Annotated in this window: 21 protein-coding genes; 10 read left to right on the top strand and 11 right to left on the bottom strand. The window is 67.5% G+C overall.

Features of this window, described 5'->3' with window-relative positions; translation table 11 throughout:
* Positions 1 to 26 precede the first annotated feature (26 nt).
* The 3 genes from MSM1_RS10385 (at position 27) to MSM1_RS10375 (ending at position 3,713) form a co-directional block, all read left to right on the top strand.
* Positions 27 to 1,133 (top strand): cobalamin-independent methionine synthase II family protein, encoded by a 1,107-nt coding sequence (locus MSM1_RS10385; RefSeq protein ID WP_213441950.1) that lies wholly within the window; start codon positions 27 to 29, stop codon positions 1,131 to 1,133.
* 215 nt (positions 1,134 to 1,348) lie between these two features.
* Positions 1,349 to 1,981 (top strand): MEDS domain-containing protein, encoded by a 633-nt coding sequence (locus MSM1_RS10380; RefSeq protein ID WP_213441948.1) that lies wholly within the window; start codon positions 1,349 to 1,351, stop codon positions 1,979 to 1,981.
* A 61-nt stretch (positions 1,982 to 2,042) separates the two neighbouring features.
* On the top strand, positions 2,043 to 3,713 hold the full coding sequence (locus MSM1_RS10375; RefSeq protein WP_236055924.1) for a CdaR family transcriptional regulator: 1,671 nt from the start codon (positions 2,043 to 2,045) through the stop codon (positions 3,711 to 3,713).
* On the opposite strand, the gene MSM1_RS10370 is transcribed toward MSM1_RS10375, so the two are convergent.
* Positions 3,664 to 4,953, bottom strand: a complete 1,290-nt coding sequence (locus MSM1_RS10370) for an aldehyde dehydrogenase family protein (protein WP_307857355.1) — start codon at positions 4,951 to 4,953, stop codon at positions 3,664 to 3,666. The genes MSM1_RS10375 and MSM1_RS10370 overlap by 50 nt on opposite strands.
* A gap of 161 nt (positions 4,954 to 5,114) precedes the next feature.
* On the opposite strand from MSM1_RS10370, the gene MSM1_RS10365 reads away from it, so the two are divergent.
* Positions 5,115 to 6,266: an FIST N-terminal domain-containing protein gene (locus MSM1_RS10365; protein ID WP_213441942.1), complete on the top strand. Its 1,152-nt coding sequence runs from the start codon at positions 5,115 to 5,117 to the stop codon at positions 6,264 to 6,266.
* Here the strand turns inward: MSM1_RS10365 and MSM1_RS10360 are convergent.
* Positions 6,256 to 6,942 (bottom strand): bifunctional 2-polyprenyl-6-hydroxyphenol methylase/3-demethylubiquinol 3-O-methyltransferase UbiG, encoded by a 687-nt coding sequence (locus MSM1_RS10360; RefSeq protein WP_213441939.1) that lies wholly within the window; start codon positions 6,940 to 6,942, stop codon positions 6,256 to 6,258. The genes MSM1_RS10365 and MSM1_RS10360 overlap by 11 nt on opposite strands.
* A 122-nt stretch (positions 6,943 to 7,064) precedes the next feature.
* Here MSM1_RS10360 and MSM1_RS10355 point away from each other — a divergent pair, with 122 nt between their 5' ends.
* On the top strand, positions 7,065 to 9,113 hold the full coding sequence (locus tag MSM1_RS10355; protein ID WP_213441937.1) for a glycoside hydrolase family 172 protein: 2,049 nt from the start codon (positions 7,065 to 7,067) through the stop codon (positions 9,111 to 9,113).
* Here the strand turns inward: MSM1_RS10355 and MSM1_RS10350 are convergent.
* From MSM1_RS10350 to MSM1_RS10330, 5 genes are all read right to left on the bottom strand, one after another.
* Positions 9,110 to 9,589 carry a DUF309 domain-containing protein gene (locus MSM1_RS10350; RefSeq protein WP_213441934.1) on the bottom strand — a complete coding sequence of 160 codons (480 nt, stop codon included), beginning with the start codon at positions 9,587 to 9,589 and terminating at the stop codon, positions 9,110 to 9,112. The two genes, MSM1_RS10355 and MSM1_RS10350, sit on opposite strands and share 4 nt — an antisense overlap.
* Positions 9,590 to 9,656: 67 nt before the next feature.
* Positions 9,657 to 10,034 (bottom strand): hypothetical protein, encoded by a 378-nt coding sequence (locus tag MSM1_RS10345; RefSeq protein WP_213441932.1) that lies wholly within the window; start codon positions 10,032 to 10,034, stop codon positions 9,657 to 9,659.
* Between the two features lie 107 nt (positions 10,035 to 10,141).
* Complete coding sequence (locus MSM1_RS10340) at positions 10,142 to 12,805, bottom strand: GH92 family glycosyl hydrolase (protein ID WP_213441930.1); 2,664 nt, start codon at positions 12,803 to 12,805, stop codon at positions 10,142 to 10,144.
* Positions 12,799 to 13,107: a type II toxin-antitoxin system PemK/MazF family toxin gene (locus tag MSM1_RS10335; RefSeq protein ID WP_213442833.1), complete on the bottom strand. Its 309-nt coding sequence runs from the start codon at positions 13,105 to 13,107 to the stop codon at positions 12,799 to 12,801. The genes MSM1_RS10340 and MSM1_RS10335 overlap by 7 nt, the downstream gene beginning before the upstream one ends.
* Positions 13,094 to 13,345 (bottom strand): ribbon-helix-helix protein, CopG family, encoded by a 252-nt coding sequence (locus MSM1_RS10330; protein WP_236055919.1) that lies wholly within the window; start codon positions 13,343 to 13,345, stop codon positions 13,094 to 13,096. The genes MSM1_RS10335 and MSM1_RS10330 overlap by 14 nt, the downstream gene beginning before the upstream one ends.
* Before the next feature lie 122 nt (positions 13,346 to 13,467).
* On the opposite strand from MSM1_RS10330, the gene MSM1_RS10325 reads away from it, so the two are divergent.
* Entirely contained in the window at positions 13,468 to 15,843 is a 2,376-nt protein-coding gene (locus tag MSM1_RS10325; RefSeq protein WP_213441928.1) for a lysylphosphatidylglycerol synthase transmembrane domain-containing protein, read from the top strand.
* Between the two features lie 112 nt (positions 15,844 to 15,955).
* On the opposite strand, the gene MSM1_RS10320 is transcribed toward MSM1_RS10325, so the two are convergent.
* Complete coding sequence (locus MSM1_RS10320; protein ID WP_213442831.1) at positions 15,956 to 16,894, bottom strand: class I SAM-dependent methyltransferase; 939 nt, start codon at positions 16,892 to 16,894, stop codon at positions 15,956 to 15,958.
* A gap of 139 nt (positions 16,895 to 17,033) precedes the next feature.
* On the opposite strand from MSM1_RS10320, the gene MSM1_RS10315 reads away from it, so the two are divergent.
* From MSM1_RS10315 to MSM1_RS10300, 4 genes are all read left to right on the top strand, one after another.
* Complete coding sequence (locus MSM1_RS10315; protein ID WP_213441926.1) at positions 17,034 to 17,549, top strand: hypothetical protein; 516 nt, start codon at positions 17,034 to 17,036, stop codon at positions 17,547 to 17,549.
* Positions 17,542 to 18,171 carry an RES family NAD+ phosphorylase gene (locus MSM1_RS10310; RefSeq protein WP_213441924.1) on the top strand — a complete coding sequence of 210 codons (630 nt, stop codon included), beginning with the start codon at positions 17,542 to 17,544 and terminating at the stop codon, positions 18,169 to 18,171. The genes MSM1_RS10315 and MSM1_RS10310 overlap by 8 nt, the downstream gene beginning before the upstream one ends.
* A gap of 291 nt (positions 18,172 to 18,462) precedes the next feature.
* Entirely contained in the window at positions 18,463 to 19,809 is a 1,347-nt protein-coding gene (locus tag MSM1_RS10305) for an IS256 family transposase (RefSeq protein ID WP_213441922.1), read from the top strand.
* Complete coding sequence (locus MSM1_RS10300) at positions 19,790 to 20,287, top strand: hypothetical protein (RefSeq protein ID WP_374101714.1); 498 nt, start codon at positions 19,790 to 19,792, stop codon at positions 20,285 to 20,287. The genes MSM1_RS10305 and MSM1_RS10300 overlap by 20 nt, the downstream gene beginning before the upstream one ends.
* Position 20,288: 1 nt before the next feature.
* On the opposite strand, the gene MSM1_RS10295 is transcribed toward MSM1_RS10300, so the two are convergent.
* The 3 genes from MSM1_RS10295 to galT are packed head-to-tail and all read right to left on the bottom strand — an operon-like array spanning position 20,289 to position 23,255.
* Positions 20,289 to 21,035 (bottom strand): Mut7-C ubiquitin/RNAse domain-containing protein, encoded by a 747-nt coding sequence (locus MSM1_RS10295; protein WP_213441918.1) that lies wholly within the window; start codon positions 21,033 to 21,035, stop codon positions 20,289 to 20,291.
* 46 nt (positions 21,036 to 21,081) lie between these two features.
* Positions 21,082 to 22,167: a galactokinase gene (locus tag MSM1_RS10290; RefSeq protein ID WP_213441915.1), complete on the bottom strand. Its 1,086-nt coding sequence runs from the start codon at positions 22,165 to 22,167 to the stop codon at positions 21,082 to 21,084.
* Positions 22,164 to 23,255 (bottom strand): galactose-1-phosphate uridylyltransferase, encoded by a 1,092-nt coding sequence (gene galT / locus MSM1_RS10285; RefSeq protein ID WP_213442828.1) that lies wholly within the window; start codon positions 23,253 to 23,255, stop codon positions 22,164 to 22,166. Before galT ends, MSM1_RS10290 begins: the two co-directional genes overlap by 4 nt.

Below are 23,255 nucleotides of genomic sequence, written 5' to 3'. Positions count from 1 at the left end.
CGCCGTCGAACGAAGGGGAAACCGGAATGCGCGTGGGATCCCAGGACATCCTGCTGCCCACCACGATGGTGGGCAACTACCCCAACCCTCGGTGGTATGACGGGCAGGCATTCGCCAGATACCCAGTTGGCGAGTTCGTCTACGACGCGATCAGCCGGGAGGCGCTCGAGGACGCCGTCGGCGCAATCGTTCACGACCAGGAGGCCGCCGGCATCGATGTCATCAGCGACGGCAAAGTGTACGGGGGCGACTCGCCGTACGGTCAGATCCTCTACCACTACGTGGAACGGATGAGCGGGTATAAGCTGTCCGGCCCACCGATCGGCCTGCCGATCTACTCGACGCTTTTCGCGCCCACCTGTGTTGGCGAGGTGCGCCGCGAGCACCCGTTCCACCTCGCCACGTTACGGGCGACACGCAAGGCGACCAAGAAACCGGTGAAGATCTCCTATACCGGCCTTGGGGTTCTTGCGGCGGCGACCAGCAACCAGTACTACAAGGACACCAAGGAACTCGCTCTTGCGCTCGCCAGGGCGTTTAACGAGGACTTCAAAGAACTGGCCGACAATGGCTGCGACATCATCCAACTCGATGAGTTCGTCTGGCCATATGGCATGGGCGATTGGGAAATCGAGGCGCTCAACAAGGCCGTCGAAGGCGTCGGCACCCAGTTCTGGGTGCACACCTGCTGGGGCAACTATTCAGGCACGCCGGCCTACCTCCCTGACGACGAGGAGAAAGAGTTCGGTGCCTGGATACTCGACCGCCGACCCGCCTCGGCACCGGCGCCTGAGCGTGCCCGGGCGATCTTCCCGCAGGTACTTGACGCTCAAATCGACGCGCTCAACTACGAGGTGGGCCGCATGGGCCCCGACGACCTCAAGCCGCTGCTCGACCATGGATGGCCGAAGGACTTCGTGGCCGGTGTCATCGACGTCAAGAGCACTATCACCGAGACCGCCGACGAGGTCGCCGACCGAATCCGTCAGGTGCTCGAATTCGTGCCCGCCGAACGGCTTGGCCTGTCCACCGACTGCGGCTTGATCAACTTGCCGCGCATGGTCGCGGCCAGCAAACTGCGCGCCCTCGCCGACGGGGCAGCCATCGTGCGCAAAACCCTGACCAGCGGTTAGTAGCCAGACCGGGCCCGGCAGAGACGGCAGGCCGGTCTGGGATGGCAAGCAGCGAGCGGCGGGGCAATTACGGCGCCCGAATGCGGTTAATTCAATATCTGAAAGTTGTCCTTATGGGACAATCTTCGTTGAGGTATGAAGCCATTGAGAACAAATTGAGCACCACTCGTCTTGTCGGGTCTGGATAAGCCTGTCAATGAGAGAGAAGACACGGGATGACGTTTTCCACCGAACTGATAGCAACGGGGATCCCTGGAGTTCAGCTCGCGCCCGGTGACCATATCTGCGTGTTCTACGCGAACGAGCAGGAGCGGGACAAGATCCTGCTGCCGTTCCTCCGTGAGGGTCTGGAAGCTGGCGATAAGTGCATCTGCGTGATTGACCATACCGATCCGGAATCGCTGTTGGCCAGCCTTGGTGCCGATCTTGGCACACGCTGGGACCGCCATCAGCTCGACATCTTGCGGTCACGGGATACGTATCTCAGCGGTGGGGGGTTTTCCACCAAGGCAATGCTTGACTTCTGGGACCGCTCGGTCGGCGATGCCATCACCGGTGGGTTCCGCTTCACCCGTTCGGTGGGGGAAATGACCTGGGCGACGCGACAAATGCCCGGGGTTGAGGGGCTGGTCGAATACGAAGCGAGGCTGAATGACTTTTTGCCCCGCTATCCCCAGGTCATCCTGTGTCTGTACCAGCTCGATCGCTTCGGCGGCGAGGTTCTCGTCGACGTGCTCAAGACGCACCCCAAGGTGATGCTTGGGGAGGTGGTCCTCGACAATCCTTACTACCTGGAGCCTGGGGAGTACCTCGCTACCTGGCGGGATCATGGGGCCAGTAACATCTGACCAGGCACCGGCGGCGGACACGGCGCTTCGTGACCAGCTGTCCAACCTACAGGCTCTGCTAATGCTCTCGATGCTGATGACCGAATGCCGGGACGAGAGCAAGATCCTGCACCTCGCTGCAACCTCGGTCCCGTCCTTCGGCGGTTGCCGTACGGTCGGTGTGCACCTTGGCGATCGGGGTTGGTCCACTGCCTTGCCGATTGCCAACCCGACGGTGCGGGCCGGGCTCGAGGACCAGATACCGAGCTTGGGGCGAAGCGGTGGCCCGGTGGCCATTGCGGGATCCGGATGGAGCTGGGCGTTCCCGTTGCGGGGTCTCGACGTGCACATGGGATACGTCTTTGTGGTGGCCGATGACGAGCCCGGGCTACATGAGCAGTTCCTGTTGCGGGTGTTGGCGCAACAAACGGGGGTGGCCCTGGCCAACGCACACCTGCTTGTCAAGGAACGAGCCACCGCCGAGGAGTTGCGCGCGTCCAACGAGGCCCTCGCCGAGACGGTGCAGGCGCTGGAGCACACCACAGAGATTCATAAGCGGTTCACGCGAGTCGCCGTGGCGGGTGAGGGGCTCGACGGTATTGCCCTCACCCTGCACGAGGTGACCGGTATCCCGGTCGCTGTGGAGGACCAGTACGGAAACCTTCGTGCGTGGGCCGGACCGAACCGGCCGCAGCCCTACCCGAAGGATCCGCCGGCCCGCCGGGAGCAGATGCTGCGCCGTGCCTTGCGGGAACGGCGGCCGATCCGTGAGGGCGGCCGGTTGCTGGCTGTAGCCAATCCCCGCGCCGACGTGGTGGGCGTTCTTGCGTTGGTCGACCCGGCGGGCGAAGCGGGAGAGCGGGAAAAGATCGCGCTTGAATATGCCACCACCGTCCTCGCCATGGAGCTTGCCCGGCTGCGTAGCCTCGCCGAGACCGAGTTGAGGTTGCGACGTGACCTGGTGGAGGAACTGCTCGCCGGCACGGACGAGGAAAGCGCGCTGGCCCGGGCGCAGGCGCTTGGGTACGACTTGGAGCGGCGTCATCGCGTCGTGGTGGTCGAGGGGCGCGGCCGCACCCAGGACGAGGACACATTCTTCCACGCTGTACGGCGGTGTGTTAGAGCCCACAACGTCGGCTCACTGCTGGTATCGCGGGGTGGTGCGGTGGTGGTGCTCTCCGATGCCGAACCCGATTGGGAGCGGCTACGGTCGGCCGTGCTGACCGAGCTGGGCGGCGGCCGCTGCCGGGTAGGCGTCGGCGGCTGGTGCGAACGGCCGAGCGACTATCCTCGCTCGTATCGTGAAGCCCAGTTGGCGCTCACTCTGCAGGACTCAGTCCGCGCCGAGGATCGGGTGACATGCTATGACGATCTCGGCGTGTACCGGATCTTCTGCGAGGTGAAAGAGCCCGCGGCCCTCGAGCGGTTTGTCCGTCAATGGCTGGGCACGTTGCTCGACTACGATACCTGCAAGCACTCCGAGCTAGTCGCTACGCTCGGCTGCTACCTTGAGTGCGGCGGTAATTATGACTGCACCGCGGCCATGCTCTGCGTGCACCGCAGCACCCTCAAATACCGGCTGCAGCGGATTCGGGAGATCTCCGGGCACGACTTGGCGCATCCGGGCATCAGGTTCAACTTGCAGCTCGCAACGCGGGCCTGGCAGACGCTGCAGACGCTTCAAACCTCGAGGACACAGACGCTCAGCGGCCATAGCGTTTCCAGTAGGCCGCGAACAGCTCCTCTTCGCTGACCAGGTGGCGTTCGATGGGCCGCGACACCCAGGTGAGGTTCACGAAATGGCGGGCATTGATGTTTTCGGTGGTGATGTTGCCGCCCCACGTGCCGCAGCTCAGGCTGAGCGTGAAGGGCAGGCCGTTGCGGGGGCTGCCGGCCCCCTCGTTGAGGTTCTGGTTCACTAGGACCCGGGCCGTCTTGGTCCGGAACGCGAGCGCATCGACATTGTCGTTTCGGCTGGTGTGAATACCGCAGGTGTGCCCGAGCCCCTGATACCCGGTGATCGCGTTAATCAGATCGACGGCATGGTCGATGCCACCCTCGTACTGGTAGACGGTGAGCACCACGGAAAGCTTCTCACCGGAAAACGGGTGGTCCGCACCGACACCGTCCTCCTCGACCATCAAGAAGGTACGGTCGGCGGGGATCATGAATCCGGCAACCGCTGCGATCGCTGTCGCGGGCTTGGCGATGACGTCGGGGGTCGGGATGTGCGCGCCATTAGGCCACATCGCGCCTTGCAGCGCGGCCTTTTCCTCGGGGCTGCATAGATAGCCCCCGGCAGCGATGAGCTTGTCCACGAGCTGGTCGTAGACGCTTGCCTCTACCACCACCGCGTTGTCCGCCAGACAGCTGGTTGCATAATCGAAGGTCTTCGCGGCGGCGATCGCTACCGCGGCGTCATCGAGGTCTGCTGTCTCGTCGACGACATGCACCGTGTTGCCGACCCCGACGCCGTATGCCGGCGTTCCGGAGCTGTATGCCGCCTTCACCATGGCCGCTCCGCCGGTTGCCACGATCAGATCCACCTGGCGCATCAGCTCCTGCGTCTTGGCAATGGAGGGCTCACTGAGCATCTGCACAAGACCAGCGGGCGCTCCAACCAGCGTGCACGCCTCGCGCATGGATGCCACCACGGCGGTGGTGGTGTCCTTCGTCCGTGGGTGCGGCGCCACCACGATCGCGTTGCGCCCCTTGAGCGCGAACAGCGTCTTGACCGCAGGAGTGGCATCCGGGCCGGTGGTGGGGATCACGGCCGCGACAACACCAATGGGCTTGGCGATCTTCACCAGCCCGCGCTCGGGGTTCTCTTCGACGACGCCGACACTGCGGAGGGTATGCATGTCGGCCAATACGCCCAGGACCCGCTTGGTGATCTTCGTGACTTTGTCGTTGGAGTTGCCAAACCCGCCCTCATCGACCGCGAGCTTCGCTAGCGCCGCAGCCCTCTCGGGGCGGACCACCGCCCAGGCCACCGCGGTGCACAACTCGTCGACATGGGGTGGGTCGCTTGGCGGCAGTCGACAGTTGATTGCGGGAGCCGGGTAGCTGCGGCGGGTCGTTTTGCGGCGGCCGTCGGCAAACGGCGGCGACATTGCCCGTTCCGTCGCGCCCACCGGTGGCGCATCATGGAAGGGTGCGAATCGCAGTCGGGGTTTCCGCCGCGGCTGAGACGCGGCGGGCCGCGGTGCAGGCGGCGACGCAGGCGCGCGACGGACTCGCCGGCGAGGCGCCATCGCTGGCGGTGCTGTTCGCGTCCCGACCGCATACCGGGCAAGCCGCCGACGCGCTGGGCGCGGTGCAGCAGATGCTCGCCCCGCCCTGCTTGATTGGGTGTGTTGCCCAGGGAATTGTCGCCGGGCACCATGAGTTCGAGGACGGCCCCGCGCTGGCGCTGTGGGTGGCCTCCGACCTGCCGGCGGAGCCGTTTCACCTGGACTTCATCCGCACCGGCTCGGGTGGGCTGCTCACCGGCTACCGGTTCGACCCGGGCGCCCAGGATCTGCACCTGCTGCTGGCCGACCCCTACACCTTTCCCACGCATCTGCTTGTCGAGCACCTCAACACCGACATGCCCGGGGTGAAAGTGGTGGGCGGCCTGGTCGGCGGGGGGCAAGCACCCGGGGACACCCGGCTGTTTTGTGGGCGCGACCTGTTTAGCTCGGGCCTGGTCGGGGTGCGGCTGCCCGGCCGGCACGCCACCCCGATCGTGTCGCAGGGGTGTCGGCCGATCGGTCAGCCCTACATTGTCACCGCCGCCGACGGGCCGGTGATCACCGAGCTGGGCGGACGCCCGCCGCTACTGCGGCTGCGCGAGATCGTCGAGGGGTTGCCGCCCGGCGAGCAGGAACTCATCGGGCGCGGGGTGCAGATCGGGATCCTCGTCGATGAGCATCTAGCGGCCCCCGGTCCGGGCGACTTTTTGATCCGCGGGCTGCTGGGTGCCGACCCCGCCAGCGGGGCAATCGAATTGGGCCAGATCGTGCAGGTCGGCGCGACCGTGCAGTTTCAGGTGCGCGACCCCATGGGGGCCGACAAAGATCTGCGCCTGGCCCTGGAGCGGGCCGTCGCCGAACTGCCCGGGCGCCCGGTGGGCGCACTGCTGTTCACCTGCAACGGGCGGGGACGGCGCATGTTTGGAGTCACCGACCACGACGCGGCAACGATCCAGGACCTGCTGGGGCCGATTGCCCTGGCCGGGTTTTTCGCCGCCGGGGAGATCGGCCCCATCGCCGCCCGCAACGCGCTGCACGGATTCACCGCCTCGATGGCGCTATTCATCGACTGAGCCCCGCGGCGCCGGCCTGGCTATCCGTGCAACGGCGGAAGCGGAACATGATCTTCTGGTCGTAGTAGTAGTCGAGCCACTCGCGCAGCCCGCCCTTGCTAGGCTCCCGCGCAGCGATCGGAACAAAGCGTATGCGCAGTCGGGCGGCGGCAACCTCAAACCCGGCTTCCGAGAACCACGCGGTCACCTCATCGAGGTCGTAAAGCGCCGGCAGACCCATCTTCCCGGCGTTCTCCGCATGCCAGGCCGCCATCAGCGGGCTGGCGGCATGCACGCCCATCACGGCGTAGTACACGCCGCCGGGCTTAAGGACCCGGAAAATGGCCGCCGCATGCGCGGGCAGATCATCTAACAGGTAAAGCACCTCGTGACTAAACGCCACATCAAACCCACTCCACCCCGCCGGTGGCGCTGCGGCGGTCTCGAAGCGCAGCGGGCGCGCGCCCGCTAGGCGACGTGCGTCCTCGACCGCGCCCGCCGCGGGATCATAGCCAAAACCCTCCCCGATACCGCACTCGTCGGCGAGCAAACGCAGAAAGCCGCCCCGATTGCATCCGACGTCGAGCACCCGCTTACCGGCGAGGTCGACATCGATGGTGTCCAACATCGCTTTCCAGACGAAGCGGTGCTCGTTCTGCATCGCCTCGTCCTCGGCTGCGCTTCGCCAATAGCTCATCCGCGTGTCCCCATGACGATCGCCGATCCTAAGTGACCCCGGCTCACCCGACTCCCCGAACCGATAGCCAGCCGTGGCGAGCCGGGGGCGGGTCAGTCCCGTAAACCGTAGCCTGGGGTGCTATGCCGGTAGCTATTCGGGCGCTGTCGGCGATGTCCACGCTGCTGCTGGCGATCGCCGGCGCCGGTGACGCGGGCGCAGCGCCCGCCGAGCCGGCTCTCGCAGGACCCGGCGCCACGCTGGTGGGCTGGGACACCTTGCGCCGATTGGACCGGTTGCCGTATCTGAGCGCGGGCACCCAAAGTCTGGAGGTGTCGAGCTTCGATCGCACCGGCGGTGATTTCGACCTATCCACCGGTAACCGCAACGGCACCGGCGGGTGTCTGGCGCCCGGCGGTGCCGGTTGTGTCGTCGCGGAGGATCGCGGCGCCGGGGAAATCGACTCGATCTGGTTTACCCGCGACCGCGGCAATGTGCGGGCGATCGGAGCGATCCGCATCGAGCTGGATGGGCGTCCGGTGATAGACGCGCCGCTGCAATCGGTGGTCGATGGTGCGCTGGGCGCGCCGTTCGTGTGGCCTCTGGTCGCCAATGCGGCGCAGTCGCCGGGGGGCGTTTACATCAAGGTCCCCATGCCGTACCGACGGTCGATGCGTGTCAGTGTCACATCGAATGTGGAGTACTACCACGTGGACTATCGCCAGTTTTCGACCGCCGAGGGCGTACCCACCTTCTCCCCCTCGGACCCCGCGCTCGACGTGCTCGCCACCCTCCGCGCCGCGGGCACCGTCGACCCCAAACCCGCCGCGCCCAGGGCAACGCATACCCATCGTGTGGTCGCACTGGCCGCTGACACCGGGCAGACTATTGCGGAATCTGTTGGGCCGGGCAGTATCTCGGCGCTGCATTTATGGCTGCCCAAACCGGCGGACCAGCTTCTGCACGGGCTGCGCCTGGTGATCGAGTTCGACGGCCGCACCACGGTCGACTCGCCCCTGGGGGAATTCTTCGGCGCCGGGCTGGGGGTCGCCAATGTGCGATCGCTGATGTTCGCCACGATCCCCCAACCCGGCGGAGAGGTGGCGTTATCATCATGGTGGCCAATGCCTTTCGCCAGCACAACCCGCGTCACCCTCCTTAACGCGACCGGCGGTCCGGTAAGCGGGATCAGCAGCGATGTGGTGACCGTGCCCGACCCCCAGTGGGCACCCGCCCTGGCCCGCGGGCGCGCCGGCTACTTCACCGCGCGCTCGCATGCCGGGCCAACGACTCCCGGCCAGGACTGGTTGTTCGCCGACGAGCACGGCCACGGCAAGTTCGTCGGCGTCAACCACACCATGAGGGGTGCGGTGATCAAAACGGCGTTTATGGAGGACGCCCCGTACTTTCTCGAAGGAGCCGAACGCGTGTACACCGACGGTTCCGCATCCCCGCAGTGGTATGGAACCGGCACCGAAGACCTCTACGAGGGCGGCTGGTACTTCAACAACGGCAGCCGCTACAGCGCCCCCCTCACCGGCCAGCCCGATCAGCGCACGGCCACCGGCGGGTGCGCAGGTTACTGCGTCGCCGCCTATCGGCTCATGCTCGCCGACGCGATCGGCTACCACTCGGCAATCCGGTTCGGCATCGAGCACGGCAAACGCAACATGGTCCAACCCGACTACAGCTCAACAGCATTCCTCTACACACAACCCAACGACACCACTGCTGCCAGCGACGATGTCTACCCCACCGACCCCGTCAGCCGAATCCTGCACGGCTACACCGATGCTGACGCCACCGATGAACTACTCCTCAGCGGGTATGAGGGCAGCGACGACACCCGCATCGTTGCCGGGCTGGTCCGCACCGCCGAGGCTGCGATCACCTTCCAGGTCCGCGCCGGCCCCGCTAACCACGGAATCTTGGTGCGCCGCACCTCGGACCAACTCAACGGCTTCCAATCGGCGCAGCTTGCCATTGACGGGATCCCCGCCGGGACCTGGCTACAGCCGCGCAGCAACAGCACCCACCGGTGGCTTGACGACACTTACCTCATCGCGGGCTCTTTCACCGAGGGAAAATCTCTCATCACTGTCACGCTCACGCCTACCCCCGGCTCCCCGCCGTGGACCGCCAGCCACTACCACATCGACACCGTGGCGGGGTTGCCCGACCCCATCAGCTAGCCGGCGCGGACGAGACGCGGTCGCAGCCGCTCCGGCGGGATGGCGGCACCTGCCTTCAGGTCCTCGATCAACGCGTCCGCGAACTCCACCAAACCGGCGACATCGACACCGTGGGGTGCGGGGCGATGGTCATGAGCAAGGCGGGTTGAGGCGCTGCGCAACAGGCTCATCGCACCCGTGACGTTGCCGCGCTGGACGTGCGTGATGCCAACCGCAAGCTGGGTCAGGCCCTGCCACAGCCCCCGCTCACCGGGCGGGCCGTGCTTCCACGCGGCCTCGAGCACCTCGTGCGCGTTGAATGCCAGGCCCCGGTCGAGCAGCTCCTGCGCATAGGCGAGGGTGTCGGCCGGCCCCAGGGCGAGATCGTCCGGGACAGCGGGGATCCCTAAACTGCCGCGGACAAGCGGTCGGCCCAGCGCGTCGCGCGGGCGCGCGCTTCGGGGCCGACCGGACGCGTCGCGATCACGGTGGGCCATGCAGCCATCATGGCAGCGTCAACGGCCACCCGCGCGCGCCGCACACAGCGGCACGGCGGGTGCGGTGTCAGCGGATAGTGCGTTCCGCCACCTGCTCGTAAGGCCGCCTGGCCTCCGGGGACAGGACCGAAGAGAACACCAGCACCACGTCTTCCACTTGGAACATGTGCGCAACCGAGGCCGCATACAGTTCCGCCTTGCCGGTGCTCGGAAACTTCACGATGGACACGGTGTCGGTGTCCACGGCGTCAATGCAGCCGATCCGCGGGCATTTCTGCGGCCCGACATCGTGGGCGTTGGGCACCGCGAGCCCCGCATCGGCGAAGGCGGCGACGAACTCCGCGACGGTCGTCGTATTGAGGATCGCCGCGCCACCCGGGTGGCGGGTCCGGTCCTCGTCGCCGGAGGTGCGGGCACCGCACGCCGCGACCATAAGACCGGTCACCGTAACCACCGTGGCCAGAAGCCCACCGGCGGTGTGTGGCCACGCTCTCGCGCGGCGCGACGGCTGCGACATCCCCCGACTCGCCGTCGCCGACATCTCTCGCCAGCTTACGCTCTCGGCCACTGCTCGGCCCCGGCCTGGCCGACCGCGACCAGGAGCATAAACGTCCGGGTGCCTTCGCCGGAGGTGGTGGTCAGAACGAGCGGGTAATACCCGTCAAGCACGGACGGGGCGACGCTGATCGCAACGGTCGCGCTGGCTGAGCCGTCGGAGGCAAAGCGTCCGGACACGGGCGCCACCGTGATCCCCGCGCTGTAAGCGGTGCCGGTGATGGTGTAGTCGGGGGCGCCGCCGATCATCCGCTGCGCATCAACGGTCACGGTCGCCGTGGTCCCCGGAGCGCTTGCGACGACATCGGGAACGACGTTGACCGTCACCGCCGAGCTGCCCGCGCCGAACGACGGCGGGGCGGCGGACGCGGCAGTGCCCCAGCCGTTGCCGGGGGTGGCGGACAGCGCGAACACCAGCGTGCCACCGCCGCGCAGGATCGACTCCGGAAGAAACGTCCGATCGGTGGGCCGGCCGTTGACGCTGAGGCCGTTGATGTACCTCAGGCGGTTGGGTGCGGAGACGCCGGACGCGAAGATGCGAATGAATCGGCCTGCGGGCAGCGCGATCACGATACGGTCGAAGAGTGGGGTGCTCACGGTGAGACTCGCCGTTCCCGGGGTCCCGGGATACAGGCCGAGGGCGGCCCAGACATACCAGCTGGACAGCGCGCCCAGGTCATCATTGCCCGGCTCACCGTCGGGTGTGGGTCCGAACAGGCTGCCGCGCACCCGGTCGACCAGGTCTTGAGTTTTCCAGGGCTGACCGACGTAGTTGTACAGCCACGGCACCCCGAAGCCCGGCTCGTTACCGATCCACAGATAGGGCTTGTCCGGACCCGCGTTGAGCTCCCGGGTGAAGCGGTCGAGCCGCTCGGTCACCGCCTTGCGGCCGCCGAGCGCGGTCACCAGCCCCGCGATGTTCTGCGGCACCCACCACACGTATTGCGCGGCGTTGCCCTCGTCGAAGCCGACCTGGCCGAAGCAGAAGGGCGGGGGCCTGACAAATCCGGGGCCCCGGGCAAAGAAGCCGAAAACGTTGCGGGGCGAGAGATACCGGGTGGTGGGGTTGAACAGGTTCTGCCAATACTGCGCCCTGCGCTGGAATTCGCCGGCCGTCGCGGAGTCACCCAGCGCGCCGGCGAATCGTGAAATCGCGAAATCGTCGACCGACCACTCCAGCGTGATCGAGGCACCAGGGACGGAACCATCGAGGCACGACTCCGATGTCACCGGCAGGTAGCCTCGCTGCAGGTAGGTCGCGATTCCCGGGCGCTCCACGTAACCGCCCCGCCCGACGCCGCCGTCGGTCGCCGCGCCGACCATGTAACGCAGTGCCGTGTGAGCGTCAAAGTCCTTGGCCCCGAAGACGTAGAGATTGACGATCAGCGGGACGACGCTGTCACCGGTCATCTCCGCGGTTGCCGCGTTGGCCAGCGCCCACCGCGGAAAAGACCCGCTTTGCTCCGCGTCGTTCACCAGCGATTGGGCCATGTCGCTGGCCCGCTCGGGAAACAGCAAGCCATGCAGGGCGGCGACGCCCCGGTAGGTGTCCCAGTCGGAAAAGTTGGTGTATTGGGTGTGCCCGGGGGGCACCGCGTGTATGGCGCCGTCGAATCCGAGGTAGCGGCCGTCGGCGTCGTTGAAGGTGTTGGGATGCAGCAGCGAGTGGTAAAAGGCGGTGTAGAAGGTCTTGACGGCGGCGCCATCGGCGCCGGCCACGGCGATGCGCGATAAGACCGTGTTCCATTCTCTCGTCGCGGTGGCCCGCACGTCATCAAAGCTGGCCCCGCCCTCGGCGGCGAGGTTCGCTCGCGCCCCCTCCACGCCGACGTAGGACAACGCGGTGCGCACCTCGAGCGCCGAGCCGGGCGGAAACTCCACATAGCCCCCGCTGTCACTCGAAAATGCCACGCGGCCACCGGGATACACCCAGTCGCCGTCCCAGGTGCCGTAGGAGGTGAACGGGCGGTTGAACTTCATCGCGAAGTACACCGTGTACGTGTTCTTTTTGCCGCAGAACCCGCCGCTGGTCGCCGACCCGGTGATCGTGGCGTTGTCCTCGCCGATCTGCAGAGTCGCGGCGGAGTTCCCCGCGAGAGACCCGCCGGAACGCACGTGCAACCGTGCCGGCCGGCCGTTGCGCGGATAGCGGAACCGGCCGACGCCGGTGCGGGTGCTGGCGGTGAGCTCCGCGATCACCTTGGTGTCGGGGAATCGCACCGTGTAGTAGCCCGGCACGCCCACCTCGGTGTCGTCGTGGGCGATTTTCTCGGTAGCGTCCCAGGGGTGCGAGCCGACCGGGGCGGTGGTGGGCAGCATCGAGATGTCCCCAAAGGCCGCGCAACCCACCGAGGCGTGGGTCATGCTGAACCCGGTGACGCGATCCTTGTGGTAGTTGTAGCCGGCATAGGTGTCGACGGTGTCCGGCGAGTACTGGACCATGCCGAATGGCAGCGAGGCGCCGGGAAAGTTGTTGATCTCTCCCACCGTCCGGCCTCCGCGGCCGGTGCCGATGAGGGTGTCGACGTGGTCAACCGGATTCGCGACGAACGCCGGCTGGCTCTCATAAGCCGTCGGCGGAGCGGTAATCACCATCACGGCGACGAGCGCCGCGGCCAACAGCGCCGCGAGGGCGCTACCCGGCCCGGCGCGTCCTAGCATCCGATGCTGGCCCGAAGCGCGCGGCAGGCTTGGTGCAGGCGCGCCGGGGACAAGCGGGTGATCCTGCGGCGGAAGGCGCTGCGTGGCAGCGTGTGAATGTTGTCGAAGTTGACGACGCAATCGCTTGGCACCTGGTCCTCGGCGGCGGTCAGTTCCAGCTCCGAGACCAGCCCCCGGCGGGTTCGGCTCAACGCCGCGACGACGACGGCGCCGATACGGTCCGCGACCGGATCCCTGGTGAGCACGAGCACCGGCCGGTCGCCGCCAGGGGTGGCCACGAACCACAGCTCACCGCGCCGCAGCGGCCCAGTCGGCCCAGTCATCGGCGGGTCCCCAGTCAGCGATGTGAGCGGGCGCCATCTCTTCTGCCGTCACCGGCTGCTCGGCGTAGCCCCGCGCGTCCTCGTCGGCCGCCAGCTCGGCCAAGCGCCGTCGCAGGGCATCGCGGAGCAGCTCAGAGCGGTCGATGCGCAGCCGCCGCGCCCACCGGGCAAGCTCGGCCACGTCCGCGTCGGCGACGCGAAAGCTGATCATTGTCATACACCGATGTTAATCCGTATGACAGCAGGGTTCCGCTGTTGCCACGCCCGGCCACCGGTGATCCGGTTAAGTTGTCGGCGGGCGCCGACACGGCGCTTCGCCGATCCGAAGGATCGTGGACCATGCGAGTAGACGGGCACGAGGTCGCCGTTACCGGCAGCTTGCTGCAGCCACCTGCCCGGCGCACCAACGACATTCTTCGGCTCATCTCGGCGGCGACGTTTTTCGCGCTGGTGATCGCCGGTTCCCTGATCACCCGCCCGCAGTGGATCGGCCTCGAGAAATCCGTCTCGGAGATCATCGGGGTGCTTTCCCCCGCTCAAGCCGAGCTGGTGTACCTGATATACGGCATCGCGATCGTGGCGCTGCCGTTCGTGATCCTGATCGGCTTGATCGCCGCCCGGCAGTGGAAACTGCTGGGCGCCTACGGCGCCGCGGGGATCATCGCCATTTTGGCGCTGTCGATCAGTGGCACCCACATCGCGGCGCCGCAATGGCATTTCGACCTCTCACAGCGGCTCGACACGCTGCCCTCCCAGTTCCTCGACGATCCCCGCTGGATCGCCATGCTTGCCGCGGTGCTCACCGTGTCCGGCCCGTGGCTACCCGCGCGCTGGCGACACTGGTGGTGGGCCCTGCTGCTGGGGTTCGTGCCGATCCATCTGCTGGTCAGCGCGGTGGTGCCGGCCCGCTCATTGCTGGGGCTGGCGGTGGGCTGGTTCGTCGGCGCGCTGGTGGTCTTGGTCGTTGGGACCCCGGCCCTGGAGGTGCCGCTGCACGGCGCGGTGCGCGCCATGGCCAGGCGGGGGTTGGCCGTATCCGCGCTCACGGTGCTGCGGCCGGCCGGGGCCGGGCCCCTGATCCTTGCCGCCGAATCCCCGGATTGCGATGTCGCGGCGGTGATGGAGTTATACGGGCCCCATCAACGCAGCGGCCGCGCACTGCGCCAGCTCTGGGCCAAGGTTCGGCTGCGAGATACCGAGACCGCGCCCGTGCAGGCTTCCCTGCGCCGCGCCGTGGAGCATCGCGCCCTGATGGCCATCGCCGTGGGTAACCTGGGCGTCGCCAACACCTCGACGATCGGCGTCAGCACGCTCGACCGGGGCTGGATGTTGTACGCGCACACGCCCACCCGCGGACTGCCGATCGGCCAGTGCGCGAAAACGACGCCGGTCGCCCGGGTATGGGAGGCGCTGCGCACCCTGCACGATCACCAAATCGCCCATGGCGACCTGCGCGGTAAGCAAATCACGGTGGCCGACGGCGCGGTGCTGTTCGGCGGCTTCGGCAGCGCCGAATATGGCGCCACCGACGCCCAATTGCAATCCGACATCGCCCAGCTGCTGGTGACGACGTCGGCGCTTTACGGCGCACGGTCGGCGGTGGGCGCCGCGATCGACACGTTAGGCAAAGACGCTGTGCTGACCGCGTCCCGCCGGCTCACCACATCCGCGGTCCCGGCCCGAATCCGGGCCTCGGTTCCCAACCCGGGCGCGGTCATCGCCGACAGCCGCGCGGAGGTGATGCGCCAAACCGGCACCGATCAGATCCGCGCCGAAACGATCACCCGGTTCACCCGAGGGCAGCTCATTCAACTGGTGCTGCTGGTTGCGCTGGTCTACGTCGCCTCCCCATTCATCAGCACCGTGCCGACGTTCTTCTCCGAGCTGGCCAGGGCGAACTGGTGGTGGGCGTTGCTGGGGCTGGGAGTCTCGGCGTTGACGTATTCCGGTGCGGCCGGTGCCTTGTGGGCCAGCGCCGACGGGCTGGTGAGCTTCAAGAGCCTGTCAATCATGCAGGTAGCCAACACGTTTGCCGCGACCACTACCCCGGCCGGCGTCGGCGGGCTCGCGCTGTCCACACGGTTCCTGCAAAAAGGCGGCCTCAGCACCGTGCGCGCCACCACGGCGGTGGCGCTGCAGCAGTCGGTCCAGGTTCTTGTCCACGTCACGTTGCTGATCCTCTTCAGCGCCGCTGCGGGCGCGGGCACCGATTTGTCGCACTTCGTGCCGAATGCGACCATGCTCTACCTGATCGCGGGTGTGGCGCTGGGAATCCTCGGCGCATTTTTGCTCGTGCCCAGGCTGCGGCGCTGGCTCTCCACAGCGGTGCGCCCACAGATGAAGGAGGTAAGCAGCGACCTGCTCGCGCTTGCCCGCGAGCCGAAGCGGCTGGCGTTAATCGTACTCGGCTGTGCCGGAACAACTCTCGGTGCAGCGTTAGCGCTGTGGGCCAGCGTCGAGGCATTCGGCGGGAGCGCGACGTTCATCACCGTCACCGTGGTGACGATGGTCGGCGGGACGCTCGCCTCGGCGGCCCCCACCCCGGGCGGCGTCGGGGCCGTGGAAGCGGCGCTGATCGGCGGGCTCGCCGCCTTCGGTGTGCCCGCGGCCGTCGGCGTGCCGTCGGTGTTGCTGTATCGGGTGCTCACCTGTTGGTTACCGGTCTTCGTCGGCTGGCCCGTGATGCGGTGGCTGACGAGGAACGACATGATCTGACAGGTCCCGGCGGGCACATCCGCGCGGCGGGCGCGAGCCCGCCGGCACACATTATGCCCGCCTCCGAGCGATTCGCGACGCCCGCGCGGCGCCACGCTCGGCAGCGGCACGCCTAGGGGCGCTGCGCCGTCACGAACAGGCTGTGCGGCGCCGCATCGTCGATGTCGGCCGGCGGGCGCCCATAGCGGGCCATCAACTCCTCGGCCGGGATCACCGACACCTGCCAGCCGTGGCGGCGAAACCAGTCACCGACGTCGGTGCGGTCCTCGAGATACCACAGCTCCTGAACGTCGGGGATGTCGCGCTGCTCACCCAGTTTGGCCATGATGTCGCGTACCCGCCGCATCCGCTCACGCCACCTGGCGTGGGCCTGTGGGTCGTTGAAGCCGGGGCCGGGCGCCTCGACCGCGATCCGGCTGCCCGTGGCGGCCAGTTCTCGCACCCGGTCGAACAGCAAATCCTGGGCCGCCGCCGGCAGAAACGGCAGCAGCCCCTCGGCCGACCAGACACTCGGCACCACGACATCAAAACCAGCCTCCCGCAACGCTGTTGGCCAGTCTTGGCGCAGATCTACCGCAACGTCGACCAGCTTGCATCTGGGCTGCACGCCCTGCTTGCGCAACGTCGACGACTTGAACTCCAGCACCTTGGGCTGGTCCAGCTCGTAGACCGTCGTGCCGCCGAGCCACGGCAACCGCCACGCCCGCGAGTCCAGGCCCGCCGCCAGGATCACCACCTGGCGCCCGCCGGCATTGTTGGCCGTGAGGAAGAACTCGTCGAAAAACGCTGTCCGGGATGCCATGTAGTTGACCATCGACTGCCTCCGCAGCGGCAGATCGGGTTCGGCCTCGACGACCTCGGCGGGCAGCTCGCGACCGGAGAACCAGTTCCACATACCGTCTCCGGCGGCGTCGAGGAACACCCGCGCGAACGGATCGGAGATCAGCGGGCTCTCACCCTCGGTCTCTGCGGCGCGAGCCGCCGCCACACCCAGCGCCGTCGCGCCCACGCTTTCGGTGATGTCCCACGTGTCGTTCTCGGTTCTCGCCACCATCGCTCCCTGCATCCTCGCCCGATCTGGAGGGTACGCCGACCGACCGTGGGGCGCATCCGTCACGGTAGCGCGGCTGCCCCGCGGCCAACGGTGTTTCAATTGTTTCGATTGCTCGGACACGTGGTAGGCTGCAAGGATGCCCACCGCCGTTGCGCCGCTCGCCCATCAGATCGCGGATCGCGCACACCGCGACTGGCAGTTCGCGAAACTCCTCGACGCCATTCTGGCGGCCCCGACGGGGCCGCAGGGAACCCTCGAACGCGTGGCTGCCCGTGCGCTGAACGACCAGCGCCGCGCCGCCGTCGTGCAGGAGTTCGTCGAAGGCTCGCTGCCCACGCCGCAGGTCCAGGCGCTGCTGGGACTCCGGACGCCACAGGCAGTGCATCGGCTGCGCACCCGGGGCAAGCTCCTGGGCGCGGCCGTCGGCAACCGGACGTGGTTCCCGGCCTGGCAGTTCGACGACGGCCGCCTGCGACCGGATCTGCCGCGGATCCTGGAACTGCTCGCGCGCTTCACCGCTGATCCGTTGGCCGCCGACCGCATCATGCGCATCACGCACGACGAGCTCAGTGGCGCGTCGATCGCCGAGGCGTTGCGCCGCGCGACGACGGCGGACACGGCTTGGCGGATGCTCGCGGCCCTCGGTGCCTGACCTTCCCGCCGGATACCTGGCATCTCTCCCCGACGCCCGGCCTCGCGGCCTGCGCCGCCGACGCGTCACCGCCGGGACCGAAATCTGGCGGCTCGACGCGACAGCGCCCGCAGACTGGACCTGGGCGGGATTCCCGACACCGCGGCACCGCTTCGACCCCGAATCCGGTGCGTTCCGAACCCGTTACGCCGCAGCCAGTCTCGTGGGCGCATTCCGCGAGCGCTACCGGGCCACCGGACTGGTGATTCCCGCCGACCACGCCGCCCACCACCTGGTCCGGCTGGTCGCGGCCCGGCATCTTCGGGTACTCGACCTGCGCACGGAACGCAACCTTGACGCCTTGCGCGTCGACGATCAGATCAGCACCGGCATGCATCCCGAGGTGTGGACCACGTGTCACCGGCTGGCCGACGCCGTCAGGCGGTGGTGGCCCGACCTCGACGCCATCGTGTACCGGTCACGCACCACGCCCGAAACCTCGGCCAACTTCGCCTTTTTCGCCGCGGACGCGTTCGCCGTCGACTCCTGTACAGTCGGCGAACGCACCGACATCCTCACCAATCTTGTGCTGCACCATGGCTTCACAGCGCTTCAGCGCTGCACGCAGCCTACCGGTGCTTGAGTCGACCCTCGGCACGGCGCTGCTGACCAGCGACGCCCGGATTGAACGATGCAAGCCCGCCGAACCAAAGCTTGATATCGCATGCGCTATCGCTCCCCGGCTTTGGCCCTAAGGCCCTAAGGTGTTTGCATGACAGAACAGTCGCATGCGATCACCGTTTCACACCCGCCGGACGCGGTACTTCGTGCGGTCAACCCGATTCTGCGGGGGTCGTGTCCCTGCGGCGGTGTAAAAGGGTTCGGACGTAGGTTCCCTCCAAGACGGGAAGTCTGAGGAAAGGAGCCCACGTCCGTGTCGAAGAGGATATCGCCTGCGCAGCGGTTGCAGGCAGAGATTGATGGGGTGTTCGCCGGTGGTGAGGATTTGTCGCGTGCAGTCGAGCGGGTGGCCCAGTTGGGCGCGCAGCTACTGCTGCAGTGCGCGTTGGAGGCCGAGGTGAGCGCGTTTTTGGGCCGGGATCGCTACCAGCGGGCCGCTACCAGCGAGGATCCGCGGGCTGGGATGCGTAACGGGTATTGCCCGACCACGGTCAAAACGACCGCCGGCCCGATCACGCTGCACCGGCCGAAGGTGCGCGGCACCACCGAGCGGTTCGCCAGCCAGTTGTTCGGCACGGGGGTGACCAAGACCAACGCGCTGGAGTCGCTGGTGATCGCCGGTTTCGTGCGCGGGTTGTCGACCCGCGACGTGGAGGCCACCTTGGTCGAGGCGCTCGGCGAGGGCGCGGCGGTGTCGAAGTCGACGGTGTCGCGGGTGTGTGAGGACATCAAGACCCAGTTCGAGTCCTGGAGCCGTCGGCGCCTCGACGAGGTGGAGCTGGACTACCTGTTTTTGGACGGCAGCCATTTCACGTACCACGCCAACGCCTCGGCCGAGCCGGTGCTGGCGGCGTGGGGCATCGACACCGACGGCAAACCGGTGTTCGTCGGGCTGGAGGCCGCCGCGAGCGAGTCCGGGGACGCCTGGGAGGGGTTTTTGCGCGGGCTCGGCGAGCGCGGGCTGGCCTGCCCGCTGCTGGTGATCAGCGACGGCGCACCGGGGTTGATCGGCGCGGTGGAGCGCACCATGGGTGCCGCGCTGCGCCAGCGGTGTCTGGTGCATCGCGCCAGAAACATCCTTGCCAAAGTGCCCAAAAACGCCCAAGCCGAGGTGAAGGCCGACTACTGGGCGATCTTCGATGTGCCCGAGAACATCGCGCCTGGCATCGACGCGGTCACCTACGTGCACAAGAGGATCGACGCGTTCGCCAAGCGTTGGCGCGACTCGTATCCGGCGGCGGTGCGGTGTCTTCTTGATGACCGTGACTCGCTGACGGTCTACCTGCGGTTCCCGCGGGAGCATTGGGCCCGGGTGCGCCACTCCAATTTCATCGAGCGGACCTTCGGGGAGACCCGCCGCCGAGTCAAGGTCATCGGCCGACTGCCCGGCGAGCACTCCTGCCTGAAGCTGGTGTGGGCCGTGCTCGACCGCGCCTCGGCCGGCTGGCGCGGGTTCACCATGACACCGGCCGGGCTACGGCTACTACAGGACCTGCGAAGGTCGTTGCATGACCCACCGAACCAACTGCCGCAACGAAATTCGGAAGTACGCGCCGAAACCGGAGCGGCGCCGGCCGATGCTGTCGGCGCCATCGCCTAAAATCACAATCGCAAGTGAGCGGAATCTATGCCCGAACTTTTACACCGCGATTGAGACGCCACCTCTGCGGGCGCTGCTGCGCACCCCGGTGATGGGCCCCGCGCGCAAGCAGCTGATGGTGCTGACCTTCAACGGACGCAAAACCGGGCGGCGATACTCAATTCCGGTGAGCGCCCACCGGATCGACAGCGATCTCTATGCCCTGACCGACGCGCCCTGGAAGCAGAACTTCCGCGACGGCGCCACCGCCGAGGTCCTTCTCGACGGCAAGACGACGACCATGCGCGGTCAGCTCATCAAAGACTGGGCGGCCATCGCCGATCTCTACCGGCGCGCCGCCGAGTCCTACGGCGTCAAGACCGCACAGCACATGATGGGACTGAAATTCCGCGATCAGCGGATTCCGACACTCGAGGAGTTCGGCGAGGCCATCCACAGCGAGCACCTGGGCGCTATCCGGCTCACACCGGCCGGGTAGCTCAGAGGCGGTCGCGGAGCCGGTCGATGAGCCTGACCAACCGCGCTTGATGAGACCCCCGCCAGTAGATTTGCCCGCATCCGGTACAGCGGCTGAATTCGTCGTAGTAGCGGCGGGTCAATGGCTGCAGGTGGTCGGCCACCTCGTCCTTGGTGACGGTGGCCAGCCTGCCGTTGCAGTGCGCACAGCGGGTTAACGGCGCCAGCCGCTCTCGCAGGTCCAGCCGCCGGATCACCTCACGCGTCTGCTCCTCGGGCTCGTCGGCGTGTACGAATAGGCCGTGGGTGATCGCGCGACGCTTCAGCAGGCCGCGGTCTCGGGTCAGCAGGATGCGCTGCTGGTGCAGGCTGATATCGGTCAGCGTCTGGTCATCGGCGTCACTTGACCACCACACGTCGAAACCCAGCACCCGCAGCAACCGCGCCAGCCGGCCCAGATTGACATCGACGACAAAACGTGGATCCCGCAGCGGCACCGGCCGCAGCCTCGCCGTCGAGCCAATGTCAAGCGCCTCGAACATCGGGTAGGCGGCGATGCGCTCGCCGGTGGCTGGGCGATGGGAGAAGCCCACCGGTTTGCCCTCCACGAGGATGAGGTCGACCTCGGTGTGCGGAATGCCCATCGCCTCCAGAACGTCCTTGACCGTCTGGTGGGGCCGGAACGGACGGCGCACGGTGACACCACGCGACTGCGGGTCGAGGAAGTCGTTGAGCTCGGCATAGGCCCGCACATCGACATAGCCGCCCATGCCCCATGCTCTCCCACCGGACCTGCCGGTGCAACGGTGTTATCGCTCACCCGCAGGCGCCCGCGCCGCGGGCGGCGTGGGTGCGGGTGATCACCGGCTGCGGATACCCCGCGGCGCGCGTCACCCGTCGCACCGCCTCGTCGACGGCCGGCACCCGCGCATGCGGCACCAACGCGATCACGCAGCCGCCGAAGCCGCCTCCGGTCAACCGGGCACCCAGCGCCCCGGCGCGCACCGCGGTGTCGGCGATCAGATCGAGGGGCGCCGTGGTGATTTCGAAGTCATCACGCATGGAGGCGTGCGAGGCGGTCAGGATGCGACCGGCCTCGGCGAAGTCCGAATCACTCAGCGCTGCCACGAAATCGAGCACCCGGCGGTTTTCCGTCACAACGTGGCGGGCGCGCCGGGCCGCAACCGGGTCGGCGATCGCGTGCAGCGACGCCACATCCTCGACGTCGCGCAGCGAGGACACCCGCAGCTCGGCGGCGGCGTGCTCGCATGCGAAGCGACGGGCCGCGTATTCGCCGCCGGCGTGGCTATGCCGCTGCCGCGAGTCGATCAGCAGCAGCGCCGCACCGGACGCGTCCGGATCGAAGGCCACCGGCCGTAGGGTGACGTCGCGAAAGTCGATCAGCACAGCCGTCGACGGCTGCCCGAACAGCGACGCCAGCTGATCGAGCAACCCCGTTGGGACGCCGACGTAGTCGTTTTCGGCGCACTGCGCAAGCCGCGCCTGCTCGATGAGCTCGATGCGAACACCGGCGGCGGACGCGATCGCGCCCAGGGCCGCGCACGTCAGCGCCGCCGACGACGCCAGGCCCGATCCCATCTCGATGGCGCTGCTGACCGACATCGTGCCGCCGGGCAGCGGGTGTCCGCGACGGCGCAGCGCCCACACCACCCCCGCCACGTAGCCGGCCCAGCCGGTCACCTCACCGGGGGCGGTGGTAAGCGGAATTCGCGCCGAGCCGGGCATGCGGTCGCTGCGCACGGTGATCGAATCGGTGTCCTGGGGTTCAAAGGCCGCCACCGTGCGTTGCGGCAGCGCGATCGGCAGCGCCAAGCCCTGGTTGTAGTCGGTGTGCTCGCCGATCAGGTTGATCCGCCCCGGTGCGGCGTAGCGGGTCGTCATCCGAGCTCGCGCAGCCGCCGCGCCACGCTTTCGGGCGTTACGTCGCTGATGAACGCGTCCATCGCCGACTCGGAGGCCGCGAGGTACTTGAGCTTGGTGGCGCTGCGCCGGATCGACATCAGCTCCACGTGAAAGTATCCCTCGCGCTGGCTATCCGAGTCAGTGAACTGGTGCAGCGCCGAAATATAGGGCAGCGGAGCCGAATACATCCGATCGAACCGGCGCAGCACGTCGAGGTACATCTGCGCGAACCCCTCCAGCTCGGCGGTATCGAACTCGACAAGGTTGCGCACGAACCTGTTCGGGTAGATGTGCACCTCAACCGGCCAGCGTGCGGCAAACGGCACGAACGCGGTGAACAGCTCGCTGCGTGCGATCACCCGGCAACCGTCAGCGAGCTCGTGGGCGAGCAGGTCTGCAAAGAGGTTGCTGCCGTGGCTGGCGCGATGACCACCGGCTTGACGCAGCATCGTTTGCAGACGCGGGGTCAGATACGGATAGCCATAGATCTGACCATGGGGATGGGTCAGCGTCACCCCGATCTCCTCGCCGCGGTTTTCGAAGCAGAACACCTGCTCGATCCCCGGTGCGGCCATCAGCTCGGCGGTGCGGTGCCGCCACGCCTCCACGACCAACCGGGCGTGCAGCGGATCTAAATCGGCGAACGAAGCGCTGTGGTCGCTGCAGAAGCAGATGACCTCACAGCGGCCGTGGGCCGGCGCCGCCACGAAGCCCGCGGGCGCCGGTAGAGCCCCCCGCCCCGCATCCGACAGGCTGGGGAACCGGTTTTCGAAGACGACGACGTCGTAGGTGGGCGCGGGCACCTCGCTGGTCAGCCCGGTCGGACCGGGGCACAGCGGGCACTGATCCGGCGGCGGCTTGTAGGTGCGGTCCTGGCGCAGCGCCGCGACGATCACCCACTGCCCGGTCGAGCGGTCGAACCGCAGCTGCGATTGGCCCGGATGCCGCGCCGGCAGCCGCCGGCGGTCAGCCACCGGCGCCGGCGTGTGCCCGGGCAACGCGAAGAACAGCAGGTCACGGCCATCGGCCAGCTTTACCCGCGTCGGCGCCGTCACGATGTCGAACAG

The sequence above is a fragment of the Mycobacterium sp. SM1 genome, assembly GCF_018361265.1.
Lineage (GTDB): Bacteria > Actinomycetota > Actinomycetes > Mycobacteriales > Mycobacteriaceae > Mycobacterium.
The sequence above is the reverse complement of the archived record's forward strand: the minus strand, read 5'-3'. Positions and strand labels throughout refer to the sequence as shown.

Coding starts and splice junctions, on each gene's coding strand:
- MSM1_RS10360 (WP_213441939.1), bottom strand. CDS start 6,942: ATGAGCTATTGGCGAAGCGCAGCCGAGGACGAGGCGATGCAGAACGAG.
- MSM1_RS10380 (WP_213441948.1), top strand. CDS start 1,349: ATGACGTTTTCCACCGAACTGATAGCAACGGGGATCCCTGGAGTTCAG.
- MSM1_RS10340 (WP_213441930.1), bottom strand. CDS start 12,805: ATGCTAGGACGCGCCGGGCCGGGTAGCGCCCTCGCGGCGCTGTTGGCC.
- MSM1_RS10355 (WP_213441937.1), top strand. CDS start 7,065: ATGCCGGTAGCTATTCGGGCGCTGTCGGCGATGTCCACGCTGCTGCTG.
- MSM1_RS10295 (WP_213441918.1), bottom strand. CDS start 21,035: ATGGGCGGCTATGTCGATGTGCGGGCCTATGCCGAGCTCAACGACTTC.
- MSM1_RS10325 (WP_213441928.1), top strand. CDS start 13,468: ATGCGAGTAGACGGGCACGAGGTCGCCGTTACCGGCAGCTTGCTGCAG.
- MSM1_RS10315 (WP_213441926.1), top strand. CDS start 17,034: ATGCCCACCGCCGTTGCGCCGCTCGCCCATCAGATCGCGGATCGCGCA.
- MSM1_RS10350 (WP_213441934.1), bottom strand. CDS start 9,589: ATGGCCCACCGTGATCGCGACGCGTCCGGTCGGCCCCGAAGCGCGCGC.
- MSM1_RS10330 (WP_236055919.1), bottom strand. CDS start 13,345: ATGACAATGATCAGCTTTCGCGTCGCCGACGCGGACGTGGCCGAGCTT.
- MSM1_RS10290 (WP_213441915.1), bottom strand. CDS start 22,167: ATGACGACCCGCTACGCCGCACCGGGGCGGATCAACCTGATCGGCGAG.
- MSM1_RS10375 (WP_236055924.1), top strand. CDS start 2,043: ATGCTCTCGATGCTGATGACCGAATGCCGGGACGAGAGCAAGATCCTG.
- MSM1_RS10385 (WP_213441950.1), top strand. CDS start 27: ATGCGCGTGGGATCCCAGGACATCCTGCTGCCCACCACGATGGTGGGC.